This is a genomic window from Comamonas sp. FUJ_7 (assembly GCF_057369555.1).
In genome coordinates, this window is the sequence record NZ_JBXXZI010000001.1 from 718,185 (window position 1) to 737,095 (window position 18,911).

Below are 18,911 nucleotides of genomic sequence, written 5' to 3' on the forward strand. Positions count from 1 at the left end.
GTCCTCCCGCCGTCATCCGGGGACTGTCACCAATGCGTAAGTACAACGACGTTTGCCGTCATCCTCTCTATGGACAACTTCAGCTCGATCAGGGAAATTCCTAGGCATTGCCAAGCGCCCCTGTCGGTTTTTCACACCCCGCTTCAACAACCCTGCAAACCCTGCTCTTGATGCCCCTCAAGCACAATGACTACATGAGCGAATCCACTGCCCCGCAATGGCACAGCCCCGGCCGTTTTGAAGCCCTGGGCCCGGCATTTTTCACCTATCTGCAACCCACACCCGTGCCCCAGCCGCACTGGATAGCCACCAGCGCCAGCACCGCGCACTGGATGGGCTTAAACCCAGCCTGGCTGACCAGTGACAAAGCCCTGCAAATACTGTCCGGCAATCTGGTGCCGCAAGACATGCGCCCTCTGGCCAGCGTTTACAGCGGACACCAGTTCGGCCACTGGGCCGGTCAGCTGGGCGACGGCCGCGCCATCTTGCTGGGTGAGACGAAGAACAGCTTCGAAGTCCAGCTCAAGGGCGCAGGCCGCACGCCTTACTCTCGCATGGGAGATGGCCGCGCCGTGCTTCGCTCTTCGATTCGCGAGTTTCTGTGCAGCGAGGCCATGGCCGCCCTGGGCATTCCCACCACACGCGCCCTGGCACTGACCGGCTCGCCCCTGCCCATTGCCCGCGAGACCATGGAGACCGCCGCCGTCGTGACCCGCGTGGCCGAGAGCTTTGTACGCTTTGGCCATTTCGAGCATTTCGCCGCGCGCGACATGCAGACCGAACTCAAGGCGCTGGCCGATCTGGTGATTGACCAGCATTACCCCGAGTGCCGCACGGCCACGGCGCTGAGCGGCAATGCCTACGCCAACTTTTTGCAGGCCGTGAGCGAGCGCACGGCGCGGCTGCTGGCCCAGTGGCAGGCCGTAGGCTTTTGCCACGGCGTGATGAATACCGACAATATGAGCATTCTGGGCCTGACGATTGACTACGGCCCCTTCCAGTTTCTCGATGCCTTTGACCCCGGCCACATCTGTAACCACAGCGACAACCAGGGACGCTATGCCTTCAACCGCCAGCCCCAGGTCGCCTACTGGAATCTGTACTGCCTGGGCCAGGCCCTGCTGCCGCTGATTGGCGATGAAGAGCTGACGATTGCCGCGCTGGAGTCGTACAAGAGCGTCTTCCCCGCCGCCTATGCCACGCAGATGCTGTGCAAACTGGGCCTGCCCGATGATGCAGTGGGCACAGCGCCCGGCGAAGGCCGTTTTGCCCAACTCGTCAACCCGCTGCTGCAGATCTTGGCCGACAACAAGGTCGACTACACCATCTTCTTCACGCGCCTCACAGAGGCCGTGGCGCAATCCACGAGCACCAAGCCCGACTTCGAGCCGCTGCGCGACATCATCCTAGACCGCGCCAGCTTTGATGTCTGGGCGCTCATCTATTCAGAGCAACTATCGCAAGTGGATCAAGCACAAGCGGCCGATTTGATGCAAAAATCCAATCCCCGCTTTGTGCTGCGCAACCACCTAGGCGAGACCGTGATTCGCGCCGCCCAGGGCGGCGACTTTGCTCCCGTGCAGCAAATGCTAGCCGTGCTGCAAAGCCCGTATGAATCGCACCCGGACCACCAAGAGTGGGCCGGCTTCCCGCCCGACTGGGCCTCCTCCATTGAAATCAGCTGTTCATCATGAGCTTTCCCATCCAGAAATCCGATGCCGAATGGCAAGCCCTGCTGCAGGAAAAAGGGGCCGAACCAGCCTCTTTCCAGGTCACGCGCCACGCCGCCACCGAGCGCCCCTACACCGGCAAGTACGAACAGTTCTGGGCCGATGGCAGCTACCACTGCGTCTGCTGCGGCAACAAGCTGTTCGACTCGCACACCAAGTTTGATGCGGGCTGCGGCTGGCCCAGCTTTGATCAGGCCGTGCCCGGATCGATTACGAATATCGAAGACCGCAGCCACGGCATGGTGCGTGTGGAAACCGTGTGCAGCCAGTGCGGCGCACACCTGGGCCATGTCTTCCCCGACGGCCCGACCGATACCGGCCTGCGCTACTGCATGAACTCGGCCTCGCTGGATTTCCAGGACAACAGTCAAAAATAAGAGCTATCAACGCTTTCCCAGCAAGAGTTTCAGCCCTATTTGACTGATTTTTCAGCAACTCCGTCAATGCCTCAGCTTTGATAGCTGAATCCGCCCTGCGCACAAGGCTTTGCAAGCAGCCTCACGGCTGCTTTGTTGCATGATGCGCCTTTGCGCGCCGCGCCAGGAACCTTGCCGACGCGGCGCAGTCTGATTCTCAGAACGACTACTATTTCGCGCATGAAGCTGCTGATTGATTTCTTCCCCATCATTTTGTTTTTTGTGGCCTTCAAGGTCTGGGGCATCTACACCGCCACCGCCGTGGCCATCGTCGCCACCATTGCGCAGATTGCCTATCTGCGCATCAAGACCGGCAAGATCGAGCCCATGCAATGGATGAGCCTGGGCGTCATCGTGCTGTTTGGCGGTGCCACGCTGCTGGCCCATGATGACAACTTCATCAAGTGGAAACCCACTGTGCTGTACTGGCTCATGGGCGGTGCGCTGCTGATCAGCCAGCTGGTGTTCAAAAAAAACCTGCTGCGCTCCGTCATGGGCGCGCAGCTGCAACTGCCCGATGCCATCTGGCTCAAGCTCAACTGGGCCTGGACCGCCTTCTTCGCCGTCATGGGCGCACTCAACATCTGGATTGCCTACAACTTTGATACCGACACCTGGGTCAACTTCAAGCTGTTTGGAGGCATGGGGCTGATGGTGGCCTTTGTGATTGCCCAGGCCATCTACATGAGCCGCTACCTGCCCCAGGACGGCGCATCTAACACGACCGAAGCCAAGGACACACAGCCATGAGCGTCACCATCAGCGCGCAGGCCATGGACGCCGCCCTGCGCGAGCGCCTTGCCCCGACCCAGCTCGATGTCATCGACGAAAGCTACCAGCATGCCGGCCATGTCGGCGCCAACGACAGCGGCGTGGGCACGCATTTTCGCGTGCGCATCGCCTGCCCGGCCTTTGATGGCAAAAGCCGCGTGGCACGCCATCGCCTTGTGTATGATGCGCTGCAAGACTTCATTGACCAGGGTGTTCATGCCATCGCCATTGAAGTACTTTGAGAACGCACTGTTCTGAACACAGGCTCCTTGACGGGAGCCTGTTGCGTATGAATTGAACTTCACTTCCTTTTCTCAATCACAACTCGAATGAGCATGAAACAAAAGCAACTGGCCCGTATCGTGGCCGCCGCCGTTCTGGGCGCTGCAGCCCTGTCCGCTTCGGCCCAGAACGTGGCCATCGTCAATGGCAAGGCCGTTCCCATGAGCCGCGTGAGCGCGCTGAAAGCCCAGATTGAAGCCAGCGGCCAGCCCGTTGCGCCCGAGATGGAAAAGATGATCAAGGATGAAGTCATCGCCCGCGAAGTCTTCATGCAGGAAGCCAACCGCCGCGGCCTGGCAGCCTCAGACACCTACAAGCAGCAAATGGAGATGGCACGCCAGACCGTGCTGATCCGCGCGCTGTTTGAAGACTATCAGGCCAAGAACCCTGTGACCGACGCCGAAGCCCAGGCCGAGTACGACAAGTTCGTCGAAGCCAATGGCGGCAAGGAATACAAGGCCAGCCACATCCTGGTGGCGTCCGAAGACCGCGCCAAGGCCATCATTGCCGAAGTGAAGGCCGGCAAGAAATTCGAAGACATCGCCAAGAAAGAATCCAAGGACCCCGGATCGGGTGCCCGTGGTGGCGATCTGGACTGGGCCAACCCCAACAACTACGTTCCCGAGTTCACCGAAGCCCTGATCAAGCTCAAGAAGGGCGAGCTGACTGCAACCCCCGTCAAGAGTCAGTTTGGCTGGCATATCATCCGCATGGATGACGAGCGCCAGGCTGAATTGCCTAAGTTCGAGGATGTCAAGCCTCAGATCACTCAACAGCTACAGCAGCAAAAATTGCAGCAATTCCAGGATCAGCTGCGCAAAAACGCAAAAATCCAGTAACATGTTCTCACGTCAGTACCCAAAGTACTGGCCTGACCATCACCCAAGCCCGCTTCATGCGGGCTTTTTTTCGCCTTCATGCTGGCCACCACACCACCCACAGCCAATTTCCGTAGCCCTCATCACACGCCGTTGATGGTCGCTGGCCTTTCAAAAAGAAGAGCTGCCCGCACTTACTCCATAAGCGCTGCAGCCCATTTTGATTCAAATTACCGTGCTCCTGCGGCCTGCAGCAACTGCACCACAGCCTTTTGCCCACGCTGGCGCGCATGGGCAAGAGCCGTGACGCCATCGTTGTCAGGCAAGTTCAGATCAGCTCCCCGCTCGATCAGTGCTTTGATAATGGCCTGATGAGGCGGCCCGCCTTTGCTAAGCACCACGGCCTCCATCAGGCAAGTCCAGCCCAGCCGGTTGACATGGTTCACGTCCACTCCTGCTGCCATCAGTGCCATGGCCGTCGCCACATGGCCGCGTTCACAGGCAGGAATCAAGGCGGTGCCGCCATAGCGGTTCGTGCTTTGGAGGTCTGCACCATAGGCGATGGTCATGCGCACAATCTCCAGCCGCCCCTGCGCACCAGCCAGCAAATAAGCGCTGTCCTGCTGGTGGTTTTTGATATTGGGGCTGGCTCCATGGAGCAGCAACGAGCGTGCCACCTCGATATGGTTGCCAGCCGTTGCCAACAGCAGTGCGGTATTTCCCTGAGCATCCTGCGCATCCACCGGGGCATTGCGAATCAGCAACTCACGCACCGCCAGGGCATCTCCACGCTCGGCCGCCGCCTGCAACTGCCACGCCAAATCCTTCTCTGGCACCGACGAGACTGCCGCAGCCGAGGCAGATACCACAGCTGCGGACGACTTTTGCGCCTTCAGCGGTGCTGTGCTTTGTGTGGGGCTGCTCTGGCAAGCCCCCAGCAGCGCAGCCGCCGCCCATGCCGTCAGTCCCGTGGCCCATGGTTTGCGGACAAAAAAGCTCAATGACCGATGCATAGCATTCCTTTACGGGCCTGCTGGTATTCAGCCCCTGTCAGCTTTCTACAGGAACTATAGCTAGCTGCGCAAGTCTGACAAGGGATTGAGCCCGTTTTATATTGGAAGAAAAGGAGAATCTGCCCCGTGCTTTGCAACCAACGCCGCGCAGCCCACTGGATCCGTACCACCGCAGCAGCCACCGCCACCTCAGCCCTGATGGCCCTGGGTGCCCTTGCCGCCAGCACCCTACCTGCCATCGCTCAGGCCCAGGAGTTCGTCAGCATTAAAGGCAAGACCGTGAATGTGCGCGAGCAGCCCACCACCCGCTCAGCCACCCTGTGGGAGCTGAGCAAGGGCTACCCCCTGCAAGTGACCCAGCGCAAAGGCCAATGGCTGCGCGTGAAGGATTACGAATCCACCCTGGGTTGGGTGCATGCACCGCTGACCAGCAATTCCCCGCACATGGTGGTGACAGCCCGCACCGCCAACCTGCGCTCCGGCCCCAGTCAAAAAAACAGCCGCGTCGGCAAGCTTGAGCAGTATGAGGTAATGCAGACGCTCAAAAAACAAGGCAACTGGGCACAGGTGCAGCGCAGCAACGGCCAAAGCGGCTGGGTGGCCAAGAGTCTGGTCTGGGGCTGGTAAGCCCGCACTCAAGCGCTCACCCCAAAAAGGCCTGCATTGCAGGCCTTTTTTCGATGCAGCGGCCTCAATCAGCCCGCCATGATTCGCTGTGCCTGTGGCGCATAGCCGTGGTTCAGCGGGCCATGACCCTTGCCGGTGTAGACCTCGGCTCCCGCTTCAATGGCGCCCAAAATATAGCGCCGCGCCTCGGTCACGGCGGCCTCCAGCCCCATCCCCTGCGCCAAGAAGGATGCAATCGCTGAGGACAGAGTGCAACCCGTTCCATGGCCGTTATGGGTGACGATGCGCTGAGACTGCAGGCGCAGATAGTCGCCTGCAATTTGGCCTTGCTGGCCCAGCACATCCATCACCAGATCCCCGCTCAGGTGTCCACCCTTGAGCAATACGGCAGGTGCCCTCAAGGCCAGCAAGTCGGCCACCGCAGCATCCAGCGCAGCAATGCCGTCAATGCTTCGTGCCAGCAGCAAAGCGGCTTCATCCAGATTGGGGGTAATCACCGTCGCCAGTGGAAACAGCTCGTTGACCAGTGCCTGGGCTGTCTCGGGAACAATCAGGCGGTCGCCACTGGTGGCCACCATCACCGGGTCCAGCACCACGTTCTTGATCTGGTGGCGACGAATCGCATCGGCCACCACACTCACGACCTCGGGCGTGGCCAGCATGCCGATCTTGACGGCATCAACACCGATGTCACTCACCACTGCATCGATCTGACCGCGCACCGTATCCAGTGGAATGCCGTGAATTCCCGTCACGCCCAAAGTGTTCTGCACCGTGATGGCCGTGATGGCAGTCATGCCATAACAGCCCAGCGCCGCACAGGTCTTGAGGTCGGCCTGAATACCGGCACCACCGCCGCTATCCGAGCCGGCAATGGAGAGAACGCGCGCATAGCGTTTTTTCGCTGCGGCAAAAGAGGAGGAGGAAGCAGTCTCAGTCATAGCGAAAAATTATCCTCCATGTGCGCGCAGGGCTGCGCCGTACTGATGGTTGTGCTGTAATGAGCGTTCACGGACGAAACAGGGGTGTCCTGCAGACAAACTGCCTGCGTGGACTGAGAAACACCCTGGGGCCATCAAGACGCCACACGCGTTGCGGCCCCCTGCACCCGATCCAGATCATGCTGGCGTGGGGAGTTTCATCAAGCCGCGTGGCATGCCGCGTTTTGTCCAGTGCAGGGCCTTTGCCCTGTGCAAGATGGAAAACGAATTGCACATGTCATTGCTAAAAGCTTCTTCCAAGATTGCCATTCTCGGTGGCGGCCTCATGGGTCGCCTGCTGTCGCTGGCTCTGGCCCAGCGCGGTCACTCCATCGACCTTTATGACGCTCATGGCCCGCAAGGTGATGGTGCCGCCGCCCGCGTGGCCGCCGCCATGCTGGCCCCCCTGGCCGAATCCGCCATTACCGAACCCGGCGTGGTGCGCATGGGCCAGCATGCCTTGAAGCGCTGGCCTGAGATCATCGGCCAGCTCTCACAGCCTGTATTTCTGCAGCAAAACGGCACGCTGATCCTCTGGCACCGCCAGGACCAGGCCGATGCCGCCCGCTTTTTCGGCCTTCTGGAGAAAAACCGCCGCATCAACCCCAGCCTGCCTGCCATGGAAGAAAAGACGGGCGCTGCGCTGCAGAAGTGCGAGCCCGCGCTGCAAGGCCGCTTCAGCCAGGCCGTCTATCTGCCCGGCGAAGGTCAGCTGGACAACCGCCAGTTGCTGTCGGCTCTGGTCGATCAACTCACGACACTGGGGGTAAAACTGCACTGGGAGAGTCCGCGCGAGCTGAGCGACTTTCGCCCGGGTGAAGCTGGACAGCCCGACTTCGTCTTTGACTGCCGCGGCCTGGGAGCCCGAACGCAGTGGAAAGACCTGCGCGGCATCCGTGGCGAGGTGGTGCGCATTCATGCACCTGAAGTCACACTGCAGCGCCCCACGCGATTGATTCATCCACGCTACCCCATCTACATCGCACCTAAGGAAGACCATCTGTTTGTGATCGGCGCGACCGAGATCGAGTCCGACGATATGTCGCCTGCCAGCGTGCGCTCCACCTTGGAGCTGCTGTCCGCCGCTTATACGGTGCACTCCGGCTTTGCCGAAGGCCGGATTGTGGAAGTCGCCACACAATGCCGCCCCACGCTGCCTGACAATCTGCCCGCCGTGCGCCTGCTGGCCCCGCGTGTCATGGAGGTCAACGGTCTGTATCGCCACGGCTTCATGATCTCCCCCGCCATGCTGGATGTGGTGCTGGAGCTGGTGGACCACAATGACTCCCCGTTGGCGCGAGAGTTTGACGTTGCGGTACACCGTCCCTGATTGCTGGGGTGCGGCCACTCGTTCCTCAGCACCTACCTCGCGCACAAGCAGCGCATCGCCAAAGTTTCACTTAGCCCTGCTCATTTTGTTTTGATGCCATGAAGATTCTCATCAACCAGCAAGCCACCGACCTGCAAGCCCCTGCCACCGTAGCCGATGCACTGGAGCAAATGCAGGCCAAGCCTCCATTTGCCGTGGCGGTCAACACCGTGTTCGTGCCCAGAAGCCAATATGCTGCCCATGCGCTGAACGAAGGCGACAAGATGGAAGTCATCTCCCCCGTCACCGGCGGCTAGAAATGAATCCCCTGAGTCGCTTCAAGCCTTCCCCTATGGGACGCGGCAAGGCGACTCTTGCTCGGTGCCACTGACTTGGCGCATGCCTGCTTGAGGCTTGTTGCAGTACAAAATCAAGAGATAAAGACAAATCATGAATACCAAAACTAACGACGACTCCCTGGTTCTGTACGGCCAGCGCTTTGAAAGCCGCCTGCTGCTGGGCACCTCGCGCTACCCCTCGCCAGCCATTCTGGAAGCTGCTGTCGAGCGCTCCAAGCCCGCCATGGTCACTGCATCTTTGCGCCGCCAGGGCAGCAATGCGACGGCAGCCGCCGAGAACGGCGCCAGTTTCTGGGAGTTGCTACGCAAGCTGAACGTGCCCGTGCTGCCCAACACCGCAGGCTGCATGACGATTCAGGAAGCCGTAACCACCGCCCAGATGGCACGCGAGGTGTTCGACACGCCCTGGATCAAGCTGGAGCTGATCGGCGACGACTACACACTGCAGCCCGATACGCTGAATCTGGTCGAAGCCGCTTCCATCCTCATCAAGGACGGCTTTCAGGTACTGCCTTACACCACCTACGATCTGGTGTTGTGCCAAAAGCTCGTGGATGTGGGCTGCCAGGCCGTCATGCCCTGGGCTGCACCCATTGGCACGGGCCGTGGCCCCGTCAATGCCTACGCCATGCAAATGCTGCGCGAACGCCTGAACGTGCCACTGATCGTCGATGCCGGACTGGGCCGCCCCTCGCACGCCTGCACGGTGATGGAATGGGGTTATGACGCCGTGCTGCTGAACACCGCCGTCGCATTGTCCGAAGACCCTGTGGTCATGGCGGGGGCGTTCTCCGACGCCGTCAACGCCGGTCACGCAGCCTACCGTGCTGGTGCCATGGCCGAGCAGACCGCCGCCCAGCCCAGCACCCCGGTGCTGGGAACGCCCTTCTGGCATCAGGAGTAAGCCATGAATACCGCCGAAATTTCTGCGCTGGCGCAGGCCATTGTTCATCAGCATGAAGCCAACTTCGGTGCGCGCCTGCACCATGATGCCAACTCGGTCGAGCTGACGCCTCAGCCCATGCCACCTGCGCTGCGTGATGAGCCCGCCTATCTGGCCGCTCTCGAAGCCTGCAGCCAGCTGGGCTTCATCGCCGTCGATGCCGAGACTCTGGCCCAGGCCTGGCAGCGCCAGAGCGAGCGCACCAATCAGTTCGATGCGACGCACTGGCCCGATGATCCACGCGACTTTGGCCTGGGAAATGCAGACCCTGCACTGGCTTTTGCCCGCTGCCCGCGCGAGCTAGGTCTGTATGGCGTGCTGCCCACGGCCGAATGGGTGGGCCGCATGGCCCGCGCTGGCGTGCCTACGGTGCAACTGCGCTTCAAGTCCGACGACAAAGTAGCCGTGGCCGCCGAGGTCAAAGCCGCCGTAGAAGCCGTCAAAGGCACCAATGCCCGGTTGTTCATCAACGACCACTGGCAAGCCGCGCTGGACGCAGGCGCCTATGGCATCCATGTGGGCCAAGAAGACCTGGACATCATTGCGCCGCGCGATTTGGAAACCATTCGCACCTCGGGCACGCGCTTTGGCGTCTCCACCCACGGCTATGCCGAAATGGTGCGTGCCCACGCCGTGCAGCCCAGCTATATCGCGCTGGGCGCCGTCTTTCCCACCACGCTTAAGCGCATGCCCACAGCCCCGCAGGGCCTGGCGCGCTTGGCCGCCTATGTGCGACTGATGCAGCAATATCCGCTGGTCGCCATCGGCGGCATCTCCGCCGATCTGTTCCCTGTCGTGCGCGCCACGGGCGTGGGCTCGATCGCGGTTGTGCGTGCGCTGGTTAACGCCGCAGATCCTGAAGCAGCGGCACATGACCTGATGAAAAGCTTGGGTTAAAAAATCCTAAGTTCATAGCTAAAGGCCCGCAGCACATAAGCGCTGCGGGCCTTTTTCATGCATTAATTAGAGGCAAATCACCACTGCACCCTCACGCCCACCGAAGCCTGCACACCGCTCTTGACCCGGCTGTCGCCACCATTGGCCCATAGCTTGCCCAGCTCACCGTAAATGCTGGTGCTCTGGTTCAGTTGCAGGCTAGCGCCCGCAGCCAGCTCCGTCGCGGTATAGCCACCCTTGGCGCTGATCTGCGTGATGGCGGCCGGGGTAATGAAGCTGGCCACATCATTGGTGCGACTGGCCTTGTAGACATGGATACGGCCATAGGGCTGAAGCTGGCCCACGCTGGTCGCAAAGCTGCCCTTGATGCGGGCACCCAGACGCAGCGTCCAGTCGCTATCGGCCTTGTTCCTGACCTTGGCCAGGCTCATCGAGCTGTCCTGTAGATTGATGCTGCGATAGCTGATCTGCGCCTGCGGCTCAATCTGCCAGTAGCTACCCAACGCAAAAGCTTGACCCAGCTCCAGCGATGCCAGCACGCCTGTGCCCTTGGTCACGCTGGATGCACCTGCTCCGGTGTTTTCCGAAGTGTGCAGGTTGCTGCGATAGTCAGCCCCCTGTAGCACCGCGTCGGCATACAGGCCGCTGGCGTTTTGCCAGGTGCCGTACAGGCCCAGATAGCGGCTGGTCAGGCTGTTGAAGCCCACGGCCTTGTTGTTGATGCCACCCGCAAACCCGGCGACGCTCATATCACCCTGCAACTGCCCCACATAGAAGCCGCCCTTGAAGCTTTGGCTGGCCAACAGATCCAGACCCGCCTGAAAGCCCGTCAGATGACCACTGCTTTGCGGGCTCACCGTACCTTGCTGGGTCATGGTGGGGTCGGTGCGCAAGATACGGCCCCAGGCACGGCGGCCAAACCCGGTGTCGGCACTGCCAGCGGTGCCCGTCACATTGTCATCACCCATGCGCTTGCGCAGATCACCCAGCATGGCGGCATCTGCCTGACGCAACTGTGATGGCAAGGCCGAGACCAGCGGCACTTCGCTGCGGTAAGCCACGGGGGCCGGTTCTGGCGTTGGCGTTGGCGTTGGCGTTGGCGTTGGCGTTGGCGTTGGCGTTGGCGTTGGTTGAGTGTTAGTGGACTGCAGCGCCGCGCCCTGCGTCGTCTGGAACAAGCGGTATTCATACGCACCGGCATCGACATGACCACCCGCCAGCGTAAAGCTGCCCGGCTGCAGGCTGGCGCCGTTTTCTGTCGCAATGACTTCAATGCGGTTGCCCGTCGTTTGTGCTCCCAGACCACCGGCATTGGTGACCTCAATCAAGGTTGATCCGCTGGCCACGGCAGCAGCGCCGCTCAGCAGCAGCTTGTCGCTAGCACTGCCGTCTGCCGCCAGCACAGTTGAGATACCCAATGTGCCGTTGCTGCCCACATACGGGCCTGTCAGCTTGAGCACAGCTCCTGGCGTGCCGCCGCCATGGCTGCTGAGGTTGACGATGCCACTGTTGCTCAGGCGGCTCAGAGTCTGGCTGTAGCCCGCCAAATCCAGCACAGCACCCGCAGCCACGCTATGGGCTGATGCGCTGCTGAAGGTATTGGGCGCCCCCGCTTTCAAGGTGCCGGCATTCACCAAGGTCGCTCCGGTGTAATCGTTCACCCCCGACAGCGTCAGCGTGCCCGAACCTTCCTTGCTGAACTCACCCGCGCCGCTGATGTTGCCGCTCAGCATTGCGTTATTGCTGCCCGTGTCGTAGATCGGGTCACCGACGCCGCTCATAAGGATGCTGTTGGCAATGCTCAGGTTGCTGGCTGCAAAGCCCAGCGTGGTTCCGTCAGCAAGATCAAGCGTACCGGTGCCAACCGCAGTGTTGCTGCCCAAGTCCAGCCGCCCTGCCATCAGGCGCGTGCCACCGCTGTAGTCGTTGTTACCGCTGAGCGTGATCGTGCCACCACCCTGAATCGTCAGCCCACCACTGCCGTGAACGTCGCTGGCAACGTTCTGCGCACTGCCATTGCCGAACGTCAGAGTGTTGGCACCCAGATGGATCTGGCTGCCCGATACGCCGTTGAGCGCTGCGACAGTGCGGCTTCCGTTGGCGGCACTGATGTCGAAAGTCGCACCGCTGGCCGTGAGGCTGATGGGTTTGGCAGCGCTCAGGCTGCCGGCACCGCTCAAGGCCAGCGTGCCCGCTTTGATGGTGGCGCTCTCAGCGGCGAGGCTCCTGTCCAGCGTCCAGCTTCCCGTACCTTGCTTGATCAGCTGGCCTGCAAATGTGGTGTCCCCTGTAACGGCTGCCGAATACAACTGGCTGCTGCCCGGGGTGATGGCTGCGCCATCCAGTGTCAAGGTGGACGCCGTATTGCTGCCCATGGACAGATGGCCGCTGATGCGGCCCCCGGCCTGCAGAACTACCTGGTGCGTATATAGCAGGGAGGTCGGCGAATCTTGGTCTTTCAGATTCACGCTTCCGATCAAGCTGCCTGCGTTACTCAAGGTAGTGGAGCCATTGCTCACAATGGAGCCAACGCCCAAATTCATGTCAGTGGTGCCCTCAATCGTGGAGCCTGCGCCGTTAACAATGCTACCGCCAGCATCCATAGATACGCCGATGCCCGTGGACCCAGTCGCCTTGATCACAGCCCCATTAAGGTTCTCAATGCGGTTAGGGGCACCTGCAGCACCACCATTGATCTGCACGGCAATCAAGTTGCCCTTGATTTCGCTGCCTGCGCCGTCATTGTGAACCGTGCCACCTGCCAGCAACTGCACGCCAGCGCCTAAGCCTGTTCCGGTGATCTTGGCACCAGCGCTGTTGTAAACCTCGCCCGGGGCACCTTCAATCGCGACACCGGTACCGTGAAACGCCCCCCCAGTGATGGTCGCACCAACCCCGGTGTTACTAACACTGCCTCCCTGATGCAACCCCACTGCGAGCTGACCAAAACCACCCGTAATCGTGCCGCCGGCCCGGTTCTCCACCACGCCAGCGCCAGTGCGGGAGGTGACCGCCTCTGCAGTAGTGCTCTTGATTGTGCCGGAATTCACCAGCTTGCCGCCATTACTCAGCGTGACAGCAGTTGCAGTGTTCCCGGAAAGACTCACACCGCTGTTGACCTGCAGCGTGGCTGCAGCATTTGCCGCGTTGTCGACTGTCACTGCGCCAGTACCCAGTGCGCCATTGGCGCCTGCCACCAGTGTGCCACCCGTCACCGTCGTGCCGCCGCTGTAGGTGTTGAAGCCGGTGAGGGTCTGGGTGCCACTACCCTGCTTCATCACGCCACCGTTACCACTAAGGATGCCGCCAAAGATCGCGTTGTCGGCATCGCCGAAGGTCAACGAACGCCCACCCAACACGACGTTGCTGCCGGCCACACCGCTCAACGCGCCGATGCTGCGATTGCCGTTGGTGGCACTGATGTCGAAAGTAGCACCGCTCGCGATATGCACCTTGCTGGCACTCGCCAAGGCCCCCGTACCGCTCAGCGCCAGCGTTCCGGTATTGATGGCCCAGTTGCCGGCAGCGCCCTGCGTGCCGGTCAGCGTCCAGGTGCTGCTTCCAGTTTTGGCGTAGCGGGTAAAGCCCTGGTACTGGGTGGCGCTGCCGTTGGCAGAGCCGTCGCGGCTGACGCCCGACGCCACCAGTTGGCCCAGGTTGAAACTGCTGTGGGTGCTGCCGCCCAGCGCCAGCGTGTCGCCGGCTGCGCTGCCATCGCTGAGCACATCGCCGATGAAGCTATAGCCATGGTGCAGCTCCAGGGTATTGCCGCCGCCCGCAAAGTCCACCGCCAGCGCGCGCACCCTACCAGCACCGTCCAGGCCGCCGGCAATGCTGGCCCCTGTCACCACCGTGGCCCCGCCCAGCGCGCCCACACCGGCGCCGCCCAGGCCTGCGCCCAATTCACCCGAACCGCTGCCGCCCGTACCGCCGCTGATCGCACCGGCGTTGTGCTGCAGCGTAAAGCCCTTGCCCGCCACCGCTGCGCCGCCGCCGCCGCCGCCAATGACGTGGGAGAAGCCGCCGCCGCCACTGAGCGTGCCGCCGTGATTGACCAAGGTATAGCCCTCGCCCACCACCGCGCTGCCACCACCGCCAGCAAAGGATTCGCCCCCCCCCGCGCCGCCGCTGATATGACCACCGGCCGCCAGCGTCAACTGGCTGCCGCTCTCCGCCCATACCGCCGCGCCGCCGCCGCCGCCGCCGCCGCCGCCGCTCCCGCCTCTGCCGCCGCCACCGCCGCTGACGGTTCCTGCAACGCTGGATTGCGCCCCTGCTTGCAGCCGCAACGCTACGCCGCCGCCACCACCACCACCACCCAACGAACCACCACCACCACCACCCTGGCCCAGGGTGCTGAAACTGCCACCGGCGCCCCCACTGCCATTGACGTAGAAGGACTTGGCCTGGCCGCCCTGGCCGCTGGCCGCGCGAGTGTCGCTGGCGCTGCTGCCATGGCCACCACCACCGCCGCCGCCGACGCCAGTGCCGCCCTGCCCGCCCAGAAAAGAAGTTCCCTGACTGGAGACTAAGTTTGCCGCTCCACCGCTGCCCGCAGCCCCGCCACCGGTTTGGCCGATATCACCGCCGTTATTGGCATAGATGGCATCGCCGTCGGCACTGCCTTGGCCGCCCGCCGAAGCGGATCCATCCTGTCCGGCCGTGCCCGTCACCGTGACGCCCGCTGCTACATTAAAGGTCGCGCCCGCCGCCACATCCTCCACCCACATACCGGCCCACGCCGAGGGTGTCAGTCCTGCGCCAGCGCCCAGCAGCACCGCCGCGCCCAGCGCCTTGGCTACGGAGCGGCTTTTGCCGCGCCCGCGCGCGCATTCGCACACGGCCTGCCACAGGCCCAGTTGAACATTGAAAACAACGCGGTAGATATGGTTCATCACGGCCCCTCAATACAAAAGCCCGGCCCGCATGCGCTGCGCGGACCAGGCCTCAAAGTTCACAGAATGTGAGGGACTCTAGGAGTCGTAACAAAGTTTGAACATCACTGATTTCAGGTATTTTTCGCAGTTTTACCCGAATGGATTGTTCGCTCTATTCCTGAATTGATAGCTTCCAGCGCTTGATGGCATTGCGTTTGAGCACAAAAATGCCTCAATTCTTTCAAGGCTGCGCCCTCAGCTCCCGGCTGGCGATTAGCTGGTTGCTATAGGCGGGCTGCACCACTTCCACACGGTTGCGCCCTGCGGCCTTGCCACGATAGAGGGCGGCATCGGCCTGGCGCATGGCCGCCTCCATCGCGCCCGCTTCTTCAAAGCGGCTGGAGAAGCCGATGGTGACGGAGCATTGCAGCGCTTTGTCCAGGCCTTTGATTTACATGCTTTGCGCCTCTACTACCGCGCTCACGCGCTCGGCCAACTGGGCCACGCCAAAGGCATCGGTTTCCAGGCAGATGACGACAAACTCCTCGCCACCAATGCGGTCGACCAGATCGCCACGTCGCACCGTGTTCTGCAGCACTTCGGCCACCTCGCACAACACCGCATCGCCAGCCTGGTGGCCGTAGCCGTCATTGATGCGCTTGAAGTGGTCGACGTCCACCATCAGCAGGTGCACGGTATCAGCCTTGCGCGAGTTGAAGTAGCGCTGCACGGCCTCGATCAGCCCCCGCCGGTTGAGCAGATGGGTCAGGGGGTCGCGGGCAGCGATATTGCGCAGGTTATCGGTCAGGCGGCGCAGCACCAGCCAGACGATGGACGGCGGCAGCACCGTGGCCAGAAAGCTCATATTGATATAGAAAATCAGCTGAAACTGCTGATCCATCTCCAATGCATTCAGCCCGCCATGCATGATCTTGAAAAACTTGAGGGCATTGAGCACGCAGATGCCCATGATCAGTGCCGCGAAGAACACCATCTCGCCATACAAATCCTTGGCGAAGGTGCGCACGCCATAGATCACCGTGAGCGCCATGACAAAAAACAGCAGCGCCGCCATGCCCGAGAGCATGGCGTAGCGGGCCACAGGCCCCAGGCGCCACTGCACCAGTACCTGAATGGCGCTATAGGCCGTAGCAAAGGCACGGGCTGGCCAAAAAAGCGCATGGCCCCCAGCCAGTAAGCCACGAGCGAGGCCAGCGGGAGCGTGTGGTTGAGCACGTTCATGGCACTCCAGGCGGGGCCTCCCTCCAACAGTTGCAGCACATAGGCACTGCCCAGCAGGAAGTTGCCCACCGCAAAGAAATCCATCCCCATTTTTCGGAGTTCAGACGCCGGCTGATGAGCAAAAACATCACCGAAAAGCACAGCAGGTGTGCGCACAGCATGCCAACAAGAATCTTTGCAACCATGATGAATTGGGAAGGAGTGCTGGTTCAGCGGCCTGCGCTTGCTCACCCTCTTTGCATGTCATCAGCAAAGGCAGCGTCAAAGGTGCAGAGCCTGCACATGTAACCACAAGCAACAAAAACAAGGGCGCAGTGTAGTCACAGACCTTGGAGCCCGGCTAGCGCAGGCCCACAGCAGCTTCAGGGCATGACAAGTCACAGCTCGGCTGCCGCCGTTTTAGACGCTCAGACGGGAATCAGCGCCGTGCTTGACGCCTCCGTGACAGTCCTGAGCCTTTCAATTGAGGCAGCACCGGTCCCACACGCGACAATGGGCCGGTTACCAGTCACGCATAAGACAGAACATGGACGAACCGATTCTTAGTATGGAAGAACGTGAGGCGATTAACTCTGGTCGCTGGTTTTCATCCCTTTCGCCCTCTCTGAGGCACGACATTCTTCGATGCGCTTACGTCAAACGATTCAAAGATGGCATGCTCATCTGCGCTCGGGGCGAACCTCCCGAGGAATGGATTGCCTGTGCGCGTGGCGCGGTGCGGGTCAGCTCCACCTCCATCACGGGCAAGCAGATCACACTGACCTATGTGGAGCCTGGCATCTGGTTTGGCGATGTGGCGATTCTGGATGGCGACAAGCGCACGCACGATGCCTATGCCCATGGCGAGACCACGCTGATATGCGTCTCCAAGGCCGACTTCAAGCGCCTTCTGTCAGAGCATGCGGAATTCACCGACGCCATACTGCGCCTGAATGCGCGCCGCGTGCGCCAGCTCTACGGCTTGGTGGAAGACCTCAACACCTTGCCGCTGCGCGCGCGTCTGGCCAAGCAGCTGCTGCACCTGACACGCAGCTATGGCGTGATGAGCCTGTCGGACAGCAACGAGATCCGCATCGGCCTGCATCTGGCGCAGGAAGAGCTGGCCCAGTTGCTGGGCGCATCGCGCCAGCGGGTGAACCAGGAGCTCAAGTCCATGGAGCGCGACGAGGTCATTCGCATCGAGCCGGGCGGGCTGATTGTGCGCGACCGGGCGACGCTGCTGCGAATCGCCGACACGGATCACTAGACAAATCTCTCCCCCTGAGCGACTTTGCCGCTTCCCCCTCTATCGCTTCGCTGCGCTTGCGGGAGGGGGACGACGCCATCGCTGCGAGGCGGCTCTTGCTTGGCGTCTCTTACTTGGGTCTCGCCAGTTTTGAAGAGCAGGTAGCTTGGGCTGCCCTGCTTCTGTTTCTCTTGCCGCGTTCTGCGGCAGCCCTTCCCCTTTTCATGCATCGCTCGCTGCGCTCTGGGCGCAGCGCGGCGGCTTGCGTGCGCCTCTCACAAATCGAACAAAGGACTGAGACTTCATGAGCACTTTTGACCATTTTGTCGGCACCCGCGCTGTTTCCGAGCAGCATGCTTTTGACACCGATGCGCTGACGGGCTGGATGAAGCAGCACGTGGAGGGCTTTGAAGGCCCGGTAAAGGTGGAGATGTTCAAGGGCGGGCAGTCCAACCCCACCTACAAACTGATTACACCCGGCAAAAGCTATGTGATGCGGGCCAAGCCCGGGCCGGTGGCCAAGCTGCTGCCTTCGGCCCATGCCATCGAGCGCGAGTACCGCGTGATGAAGGGGCTGGCCGGCACCGATGTGCCGGTGCCCCATATGTATGCACTATGCGAGGACGAATCCATCATCGGCCGCGCCTTCTACATCATGGAGTTCATGGAAGGCCGCGTGCTCTGGGACCAGTCCCTGCCCGGCATGACGCCCGCGCAGCGCGCTGAAATCTATGACGAGATGAACCGCGTGATTGCGGCCCTGCACAAGGTGAAGTTTGCCGAAAAAGGCCTGGCTGACTACGGCAAGAGCGGCAATTACTTCGAGCGCCAGATTAGCCGCTGGAGCAAGCAATACATCGCTTCCATCACCCAGCCGATTCCCGAGATGGACCAACTGATGGCATGGCTGCCTGCCAATATGCCGGCCAGCGCCATGGATGAAAGCCGTGTCTCCATCGTGCATGGCGACTATCGTCTGGACAACCTGATGTTCCACCCCACCGAGCCGCGCGTGATTGCCGTGCTGGACTGGGAGCTGTCCACGCTGGGCCACCCGCTGGCCGATTTCAGCTACCACTGCATGAGCTGGCATATCCCCGCCGAGCTGGGGCGCGGCATTGCGGGGCTGGATCTTGCTGCCTTGGGCATTCCCGCCGAGCAAGACTACATCCAGCGCTATTGCGAGCGCACCGGCATCCAAGATGTGGATGCGCTCAAGCGCGACTGGAACTTTTATCTGGCCTACAACATGTTCCGCATTGCGGCCATCTTGCAGGGCATTGCCAAACGTGTGGAGGCGGGAACGGCCTCCAGCGCCCAGGCCAAGGCGTCGGGCGATACCGCCCGCCCCATGGCCGAGCTGGCCTGGTCTTTTGCCCAGCGCAGCTGATTTGAGGTTCCTTCAACTGTTTCCCTTCGACT

Annotated in this window: 17 protein-coding genes and 1 pseudogene; 12 read left to right on the forward strand and 6 right to left on the reverse strand. The window is 61.4% G+C overall.

The window, feature by feature from the left end; all coding sequences use genetic code 11:
* Window positions 1-170: 170 nt before the first annotated feature.
* From AC2I9W_RS03245 to AC2I9W_RS03265, 5 genes are all read left to right on the forward strand, one after another.
* Entirely contained in the window at window positions 171-1,694 is a 1,524-nt protein-coding gene (locus AC2I9W_RS03245) for a protein adenylyltransferase SelO (RefSeq protein ID WP_486408592.1), read from the forward strand.
* The gene (gene msrB, locus AC2I9W_RS03250) at window positions 1,691-2,107 is read left to right on the forward strand and encodes a peptide-methionine (R)-S-oxide reductase MsrB (protein ID WP_486408593.1); all 417 of its coding nucleotides are present in this window, start codon (window positions 1,691-1,693) and stop codon (window positions 2,105-2,107) included. The genes AC2I9W_RS03245 and msrB overlap by 4 nt, the downstream gene beginning before the upstream one ends.
* A 219-nt stretch (window positions 2,108-2,326) precedes the next feature.
* Complete coding sequence (locus AC2I9W_RS03255) at window positions 2,327-2,896, forward strand: septation protein A (protein WP_486408594.1); 570 nt, start codon at window positions 2,327-2,329, stop codon at window positions 2,894-2,896.
* A complete protein-coding gene (locus AC2I9W_RS03260) occupies window positions 2,893-3,159 on the forward strand; it encodes a BolA family protein (RefSeq protein WP_486408595.1) in 267 nt (88 codons plus the stop codon). The genes AC2I9W_RS03255 and AC2I9W_RS03260 overlap by 4 nt, the downstream gene beginning before the upstream one ends.
* Before the next feature lie 93 nt (window positions 3,160-3,252).
* The gene (locus tag AC2I9W_RS03265) at window positions 3,253-4,038 is read left to right on the forward strand and encodes a peptidylprolyl isomerase (RefSeq protein ID WP_486408707.1); all 786 of its coding nucleotides are present in this window, start codon (window positions 3,253-3,255) and stop codon (window positions 4,036-4,038) included.
* A 209-nt stretch (window positions 4,039-4,247) separates the two neighbouring features.
* On the opposite strand, the gene AC2I9W_RS03270 is transcribed toward AC2I9W_RS03265, so the two are convergent.
* Window positions 4,248-5,030 carry an ankyrin repeat domain-containing protein gene (locus tag AC2I9W_RS03270; protein WP_486408596.1) on the reverse strand — a complete coding sequence of 261 codons (783 nt, stop codon included), beginning with the start codon at window positions 5,028-5,030 and terminating at the stop codon, window positions 4,248-4,250.
* Between the two features lie 126 nt (window positions 5,031-5,156).
* Here AC2I9W_RS03270 and AC2I9W_RS03275 point away from each other — a divergent pair, with 126 nt between their 5' ends.
* On the forward strand, window positions 5,157-5,657 hold the full coding sequence (locus AC2I9W_RS03275) for an SH3 domain-containing protein (protein WP_486408597.1): 501 nt from the start codon (window positions 5,157-5,159) through the stop codon (window positions 5,655-5,657).
* A 68-nt stretch (window positions 5,658-5,725) separates the two neighbouring features.
* Here the strand turns inward: AC2I9W_RS03275 and thiD are convergent, their stop codons facing one another.
* Window positions 5,726-6,598, reverse strand: coding sequence for a bifunctional hydroxymethylpyrimidine kinase/phosphomethylpyrimidine kinase (thiD, locus tag AC2I9W_RS03280; protein WP_486408598.1), 873 nt, complete (start codon window positions 6,596-6,598; stop codon window positions 5,726-5,728).
* 274 nt (window positions 6,599-6,872) lie between these two features.
* On the opposite strand from thiD, the gene AC2I9W_RS03285 reads away from it, so the two are divergent.
* The 4 genes from AC2I9W_RS03285 to AC2I9W_RS03300 all read left to right on the forward strand — a co-directional run bounded on the left by AC2I9W_RS03285 (window position 6,873) and on the right by AC2I9W_RS03300 (window position 10,145).
* The gene (locus AC2I9W_RS03285; RefSeq protein ID WP_486408599.1) at window positions 6,873-7,967 is read left to right on the forward strand and encodes an FAD-dependent oxidoreductase; all 1,095 of its coding nucleotides are present in this window, start codon (window positions 6,873-6,875) and stop codon (window positions 7,965-7,967) included.
* 98 nt (window positions 7,968-8,065) lie between these two features.
* Entirely contained in the window at window positions 8,066-8,263 is a 198-nt protein-coding gene (gene thiS / locus AC2I9W_RS03290; protein WP_486408600.1) for a sulfur carrier protein ThiS, read from the forward strand.
* A 133-nt stretch (window positions 8,264-8,396) separates the two neighbouring features.
* Window positions 8,397-9,209 carry a thiazole synthase gene (locus AC2I9W_RS03295; protein ID WP_486408601.1) on the forward strand — a complete coding sequence of 271 codons (813 nt, stop codon included), beginning with the start codon at window positions 8,397-8,399 and terminating at the stop codon, window positions 9,207-9,209.
* A gap of 3 nt (window positions 9,210-9,212) precedes the next feature.
* Window positions 9,213-10,145 carry a thiamine phosphate synthase gene (locus AC2I9W_RS03300; protein ID WP_486408602.1) on the forward strand — a complete coding sequence of 311 codons (933 nt, stop codon included), beginning with the start codon at window positions 9,213-9,215 and terminating at the stop codon, window positions 10,143-10,145.
* A gap of 77 nt (window positions 10,146-10,222) precedes the next feature.
* Here AC2I9W_RS03300 and AC2I9W_RS03305 read toward each other — a convergent pair whose 3' ends face one another.
* The 4 genes and pseudogenes from AC2I9W_RS03305 to AC2I9W_RS03320 all read right to left on the reverse strand — a co-directional run bounded on the left by AC2I9W_RS03305 (window position 10,223) and on the right by AC2I9W_RS03320 (window position 16,145).
* Window positions 10,223-13,423 (reverse strand): autotransporter outer membrane beta-barrel domain-containing protein, encoded by a 3,201-nt coding sequence (locus AC2I9W_RS03305; RefSeq protein WP_486408708.1) that lies wholly within the window; start codon window positions 13,421-13,423, stop codon window positions 10,223-10,225.
* 1,488 nt (window positions 13,424-14,911) lie between these two features.
* Window positions 14,912-15,040 (reverse strand): annotated as a pseudogene (locus tag AC2I9W_RS03310) (ESPR domain-containing protein); the annotation flags it as partial.
* 223 nt (window positions 15,041-15,263) lie between these two features.
* Entirely contained in the window at window positions 15,264-15,386 is a 123-nt protein-coding gene (locus AC2I9W_RS03315; RefSeq protein WP_486408603.1) for a hypothetical protein, read from the reverse strand.
* Window positions 15,387-15,473: 87 nt separating this feature from the next.
* Window positions 15,474-16,145 carry a GGDEF domain-containing protein gene (locus tag AC2I9W_RS03320; protein ID WP_486408604.1) on the reverse strand — a complete coding sequence of 224 codons (672 nt, stop codon included), beginning with the start codon at window positions 16,143-16,145 and terminating at the stop codon, window positions 15,474-15,476.
* A gap of 645 nt (window positions 16,146-16,790) precedes the next feature.
* Here AC2I9W_RS03320 and AC2I9W_RS03325 point away from each other — a divergent pair.
* Window positions 16,791-17,510: a Crp/Fnr family transcriptional regulator gene (locus tag AC2I9W_RS03325; RefSeq protein WP_158391714.1), complete on the forward strand. Its 720-nt coding sequence runs from the start codon at window positions 16,791-16,793 to the stop codon at window positions 17,508-17,510.
* Between the two features lie 283 nt (window positions 17,511-17,793).
* Window positions 17,794-18,879 carry a phosphotransferase gene (locus AC2I9W_RS03330; protein ID WP_486408605.1) on the forward strand — a complete coding sequence of 362 codons (1,086 nt, stop codon included), beginning with the start codon at window positions 17,794-17,796 and terminating at the stop codon, window positions 18,877-18,879.
* Window positions 18,880-18,911 lie beyond the last annotated feature (32 nt).

Excerpts from the sequence above, each read along its gene's own strand:
- AC2I9W_RS03245 (WP_486408592.1), top strand. The coding sequence starts at position 171 with ATGCCCCTCAAGCACAATGACTACATGAGCGAATCCACTGCCCCGCAA.
- msrB (WP_486408593.1), top strand. The coding sequence starts at position 1,691 with ATGAGCTTTCCCATCCAGAAATCCGATGCCGAATGGCAAGCCCTGCTG.
- AC2I9W_RS03255 (WP_486408594.1), top strand. The coding sequence starts at position 2,327 with ATGAAGCTGCTGATTGATTTCTTCCCCATCATTTTGTTTTTTGTGGCC.
- AC2I9W_RS03260 (WP_486408595.1), top strand. The coding sequence starts at position 2,893 with ATGAGCGTCACCATCAGCGCGCAGGCCATGGACGCCGCCCTGCGCGAG.
- AC2I9W_RS03265 (WP_486408707.1), top strand. The coding sequence starts at position 3,253 with ATGAAACAAAAGCAACTGGCCCGTATCGTGGCCGCCGCCGTTCTGGGC.
- AC2I9W_RS03270 (WP_486408596.1), bottom strand. The coding sequence starts at position 5,030 with ATGCATCGGTCATTGAGCTTTTTTGTCCGCAAACCATGGGCCACGGGA.
- thiD (WP_486408598.1), bottom strand. The coding sequence starts at position 6,598 with ATGACTGAGACTGCTTCCTCCTCCTCTTTTGCCGCAGCGAAAAAACGC.
- AC2I9W_RS03285 (WP_486408599.1), top strand. The coding sequence starts at position 6,873 with ATGTCATTGCTAAAAGCTTCTTCCAAGATTGCCATTCTCGGTGGCGGC.
- thiS (WP_486408600.1), top strand. The coding sequence starts at position 8,066 with ATGAAGATTCTCATCAACCAGCAAGCCACCGACCTGCAAGCCCCTGCC.
- AC2I9W_RS03295 (WP_486408601.1), top strand. The coding sequence starts at position 8,397 with ATGAATACCAAAACTAACGACGACTCCCTGGTTCTGTACGGCCAGCGC.
- AC2I9W_RS03300 (WP_486408602.1), top strand. The coding sequence starts at position 9,213 with ATGAATACCGCCGAAATTTCTGCGCTGGCGCAGGCCATTGTTCATCAG.
- AC2I9W_RS03305 (WP_486408708.1), bottom strand. The coding sequence starts at position 13,423 with ATGAAGCAGGGTAGTGGCACCCAGACCCTCACCGGCTTCAACACCTAC.
- AC2I9W_RS03315 (WP_486408603.1), bottom strand. The coding sequence starts at position 15,386 with ATGCGCCAGGCCGATGCCGCCCTCTATCGTGGCAAGGCCGCAGGGCGC.
- AC2I9W_RS03325 (WP_158391714.1), top strand. The coding sequence starts at position 16,791 with ATGGACGAACCGATTCTTAGTATGGAAGAACGTGAGGCGATTAACTCT.
- AC2I9W_RS03330 (WP_486408605.1), top strand. The coding sequence starts at position 17,794 with ATGAGCACTTTTGACCATTTTGTCGGCACCCGCGCTGTTTCCGAGCAG.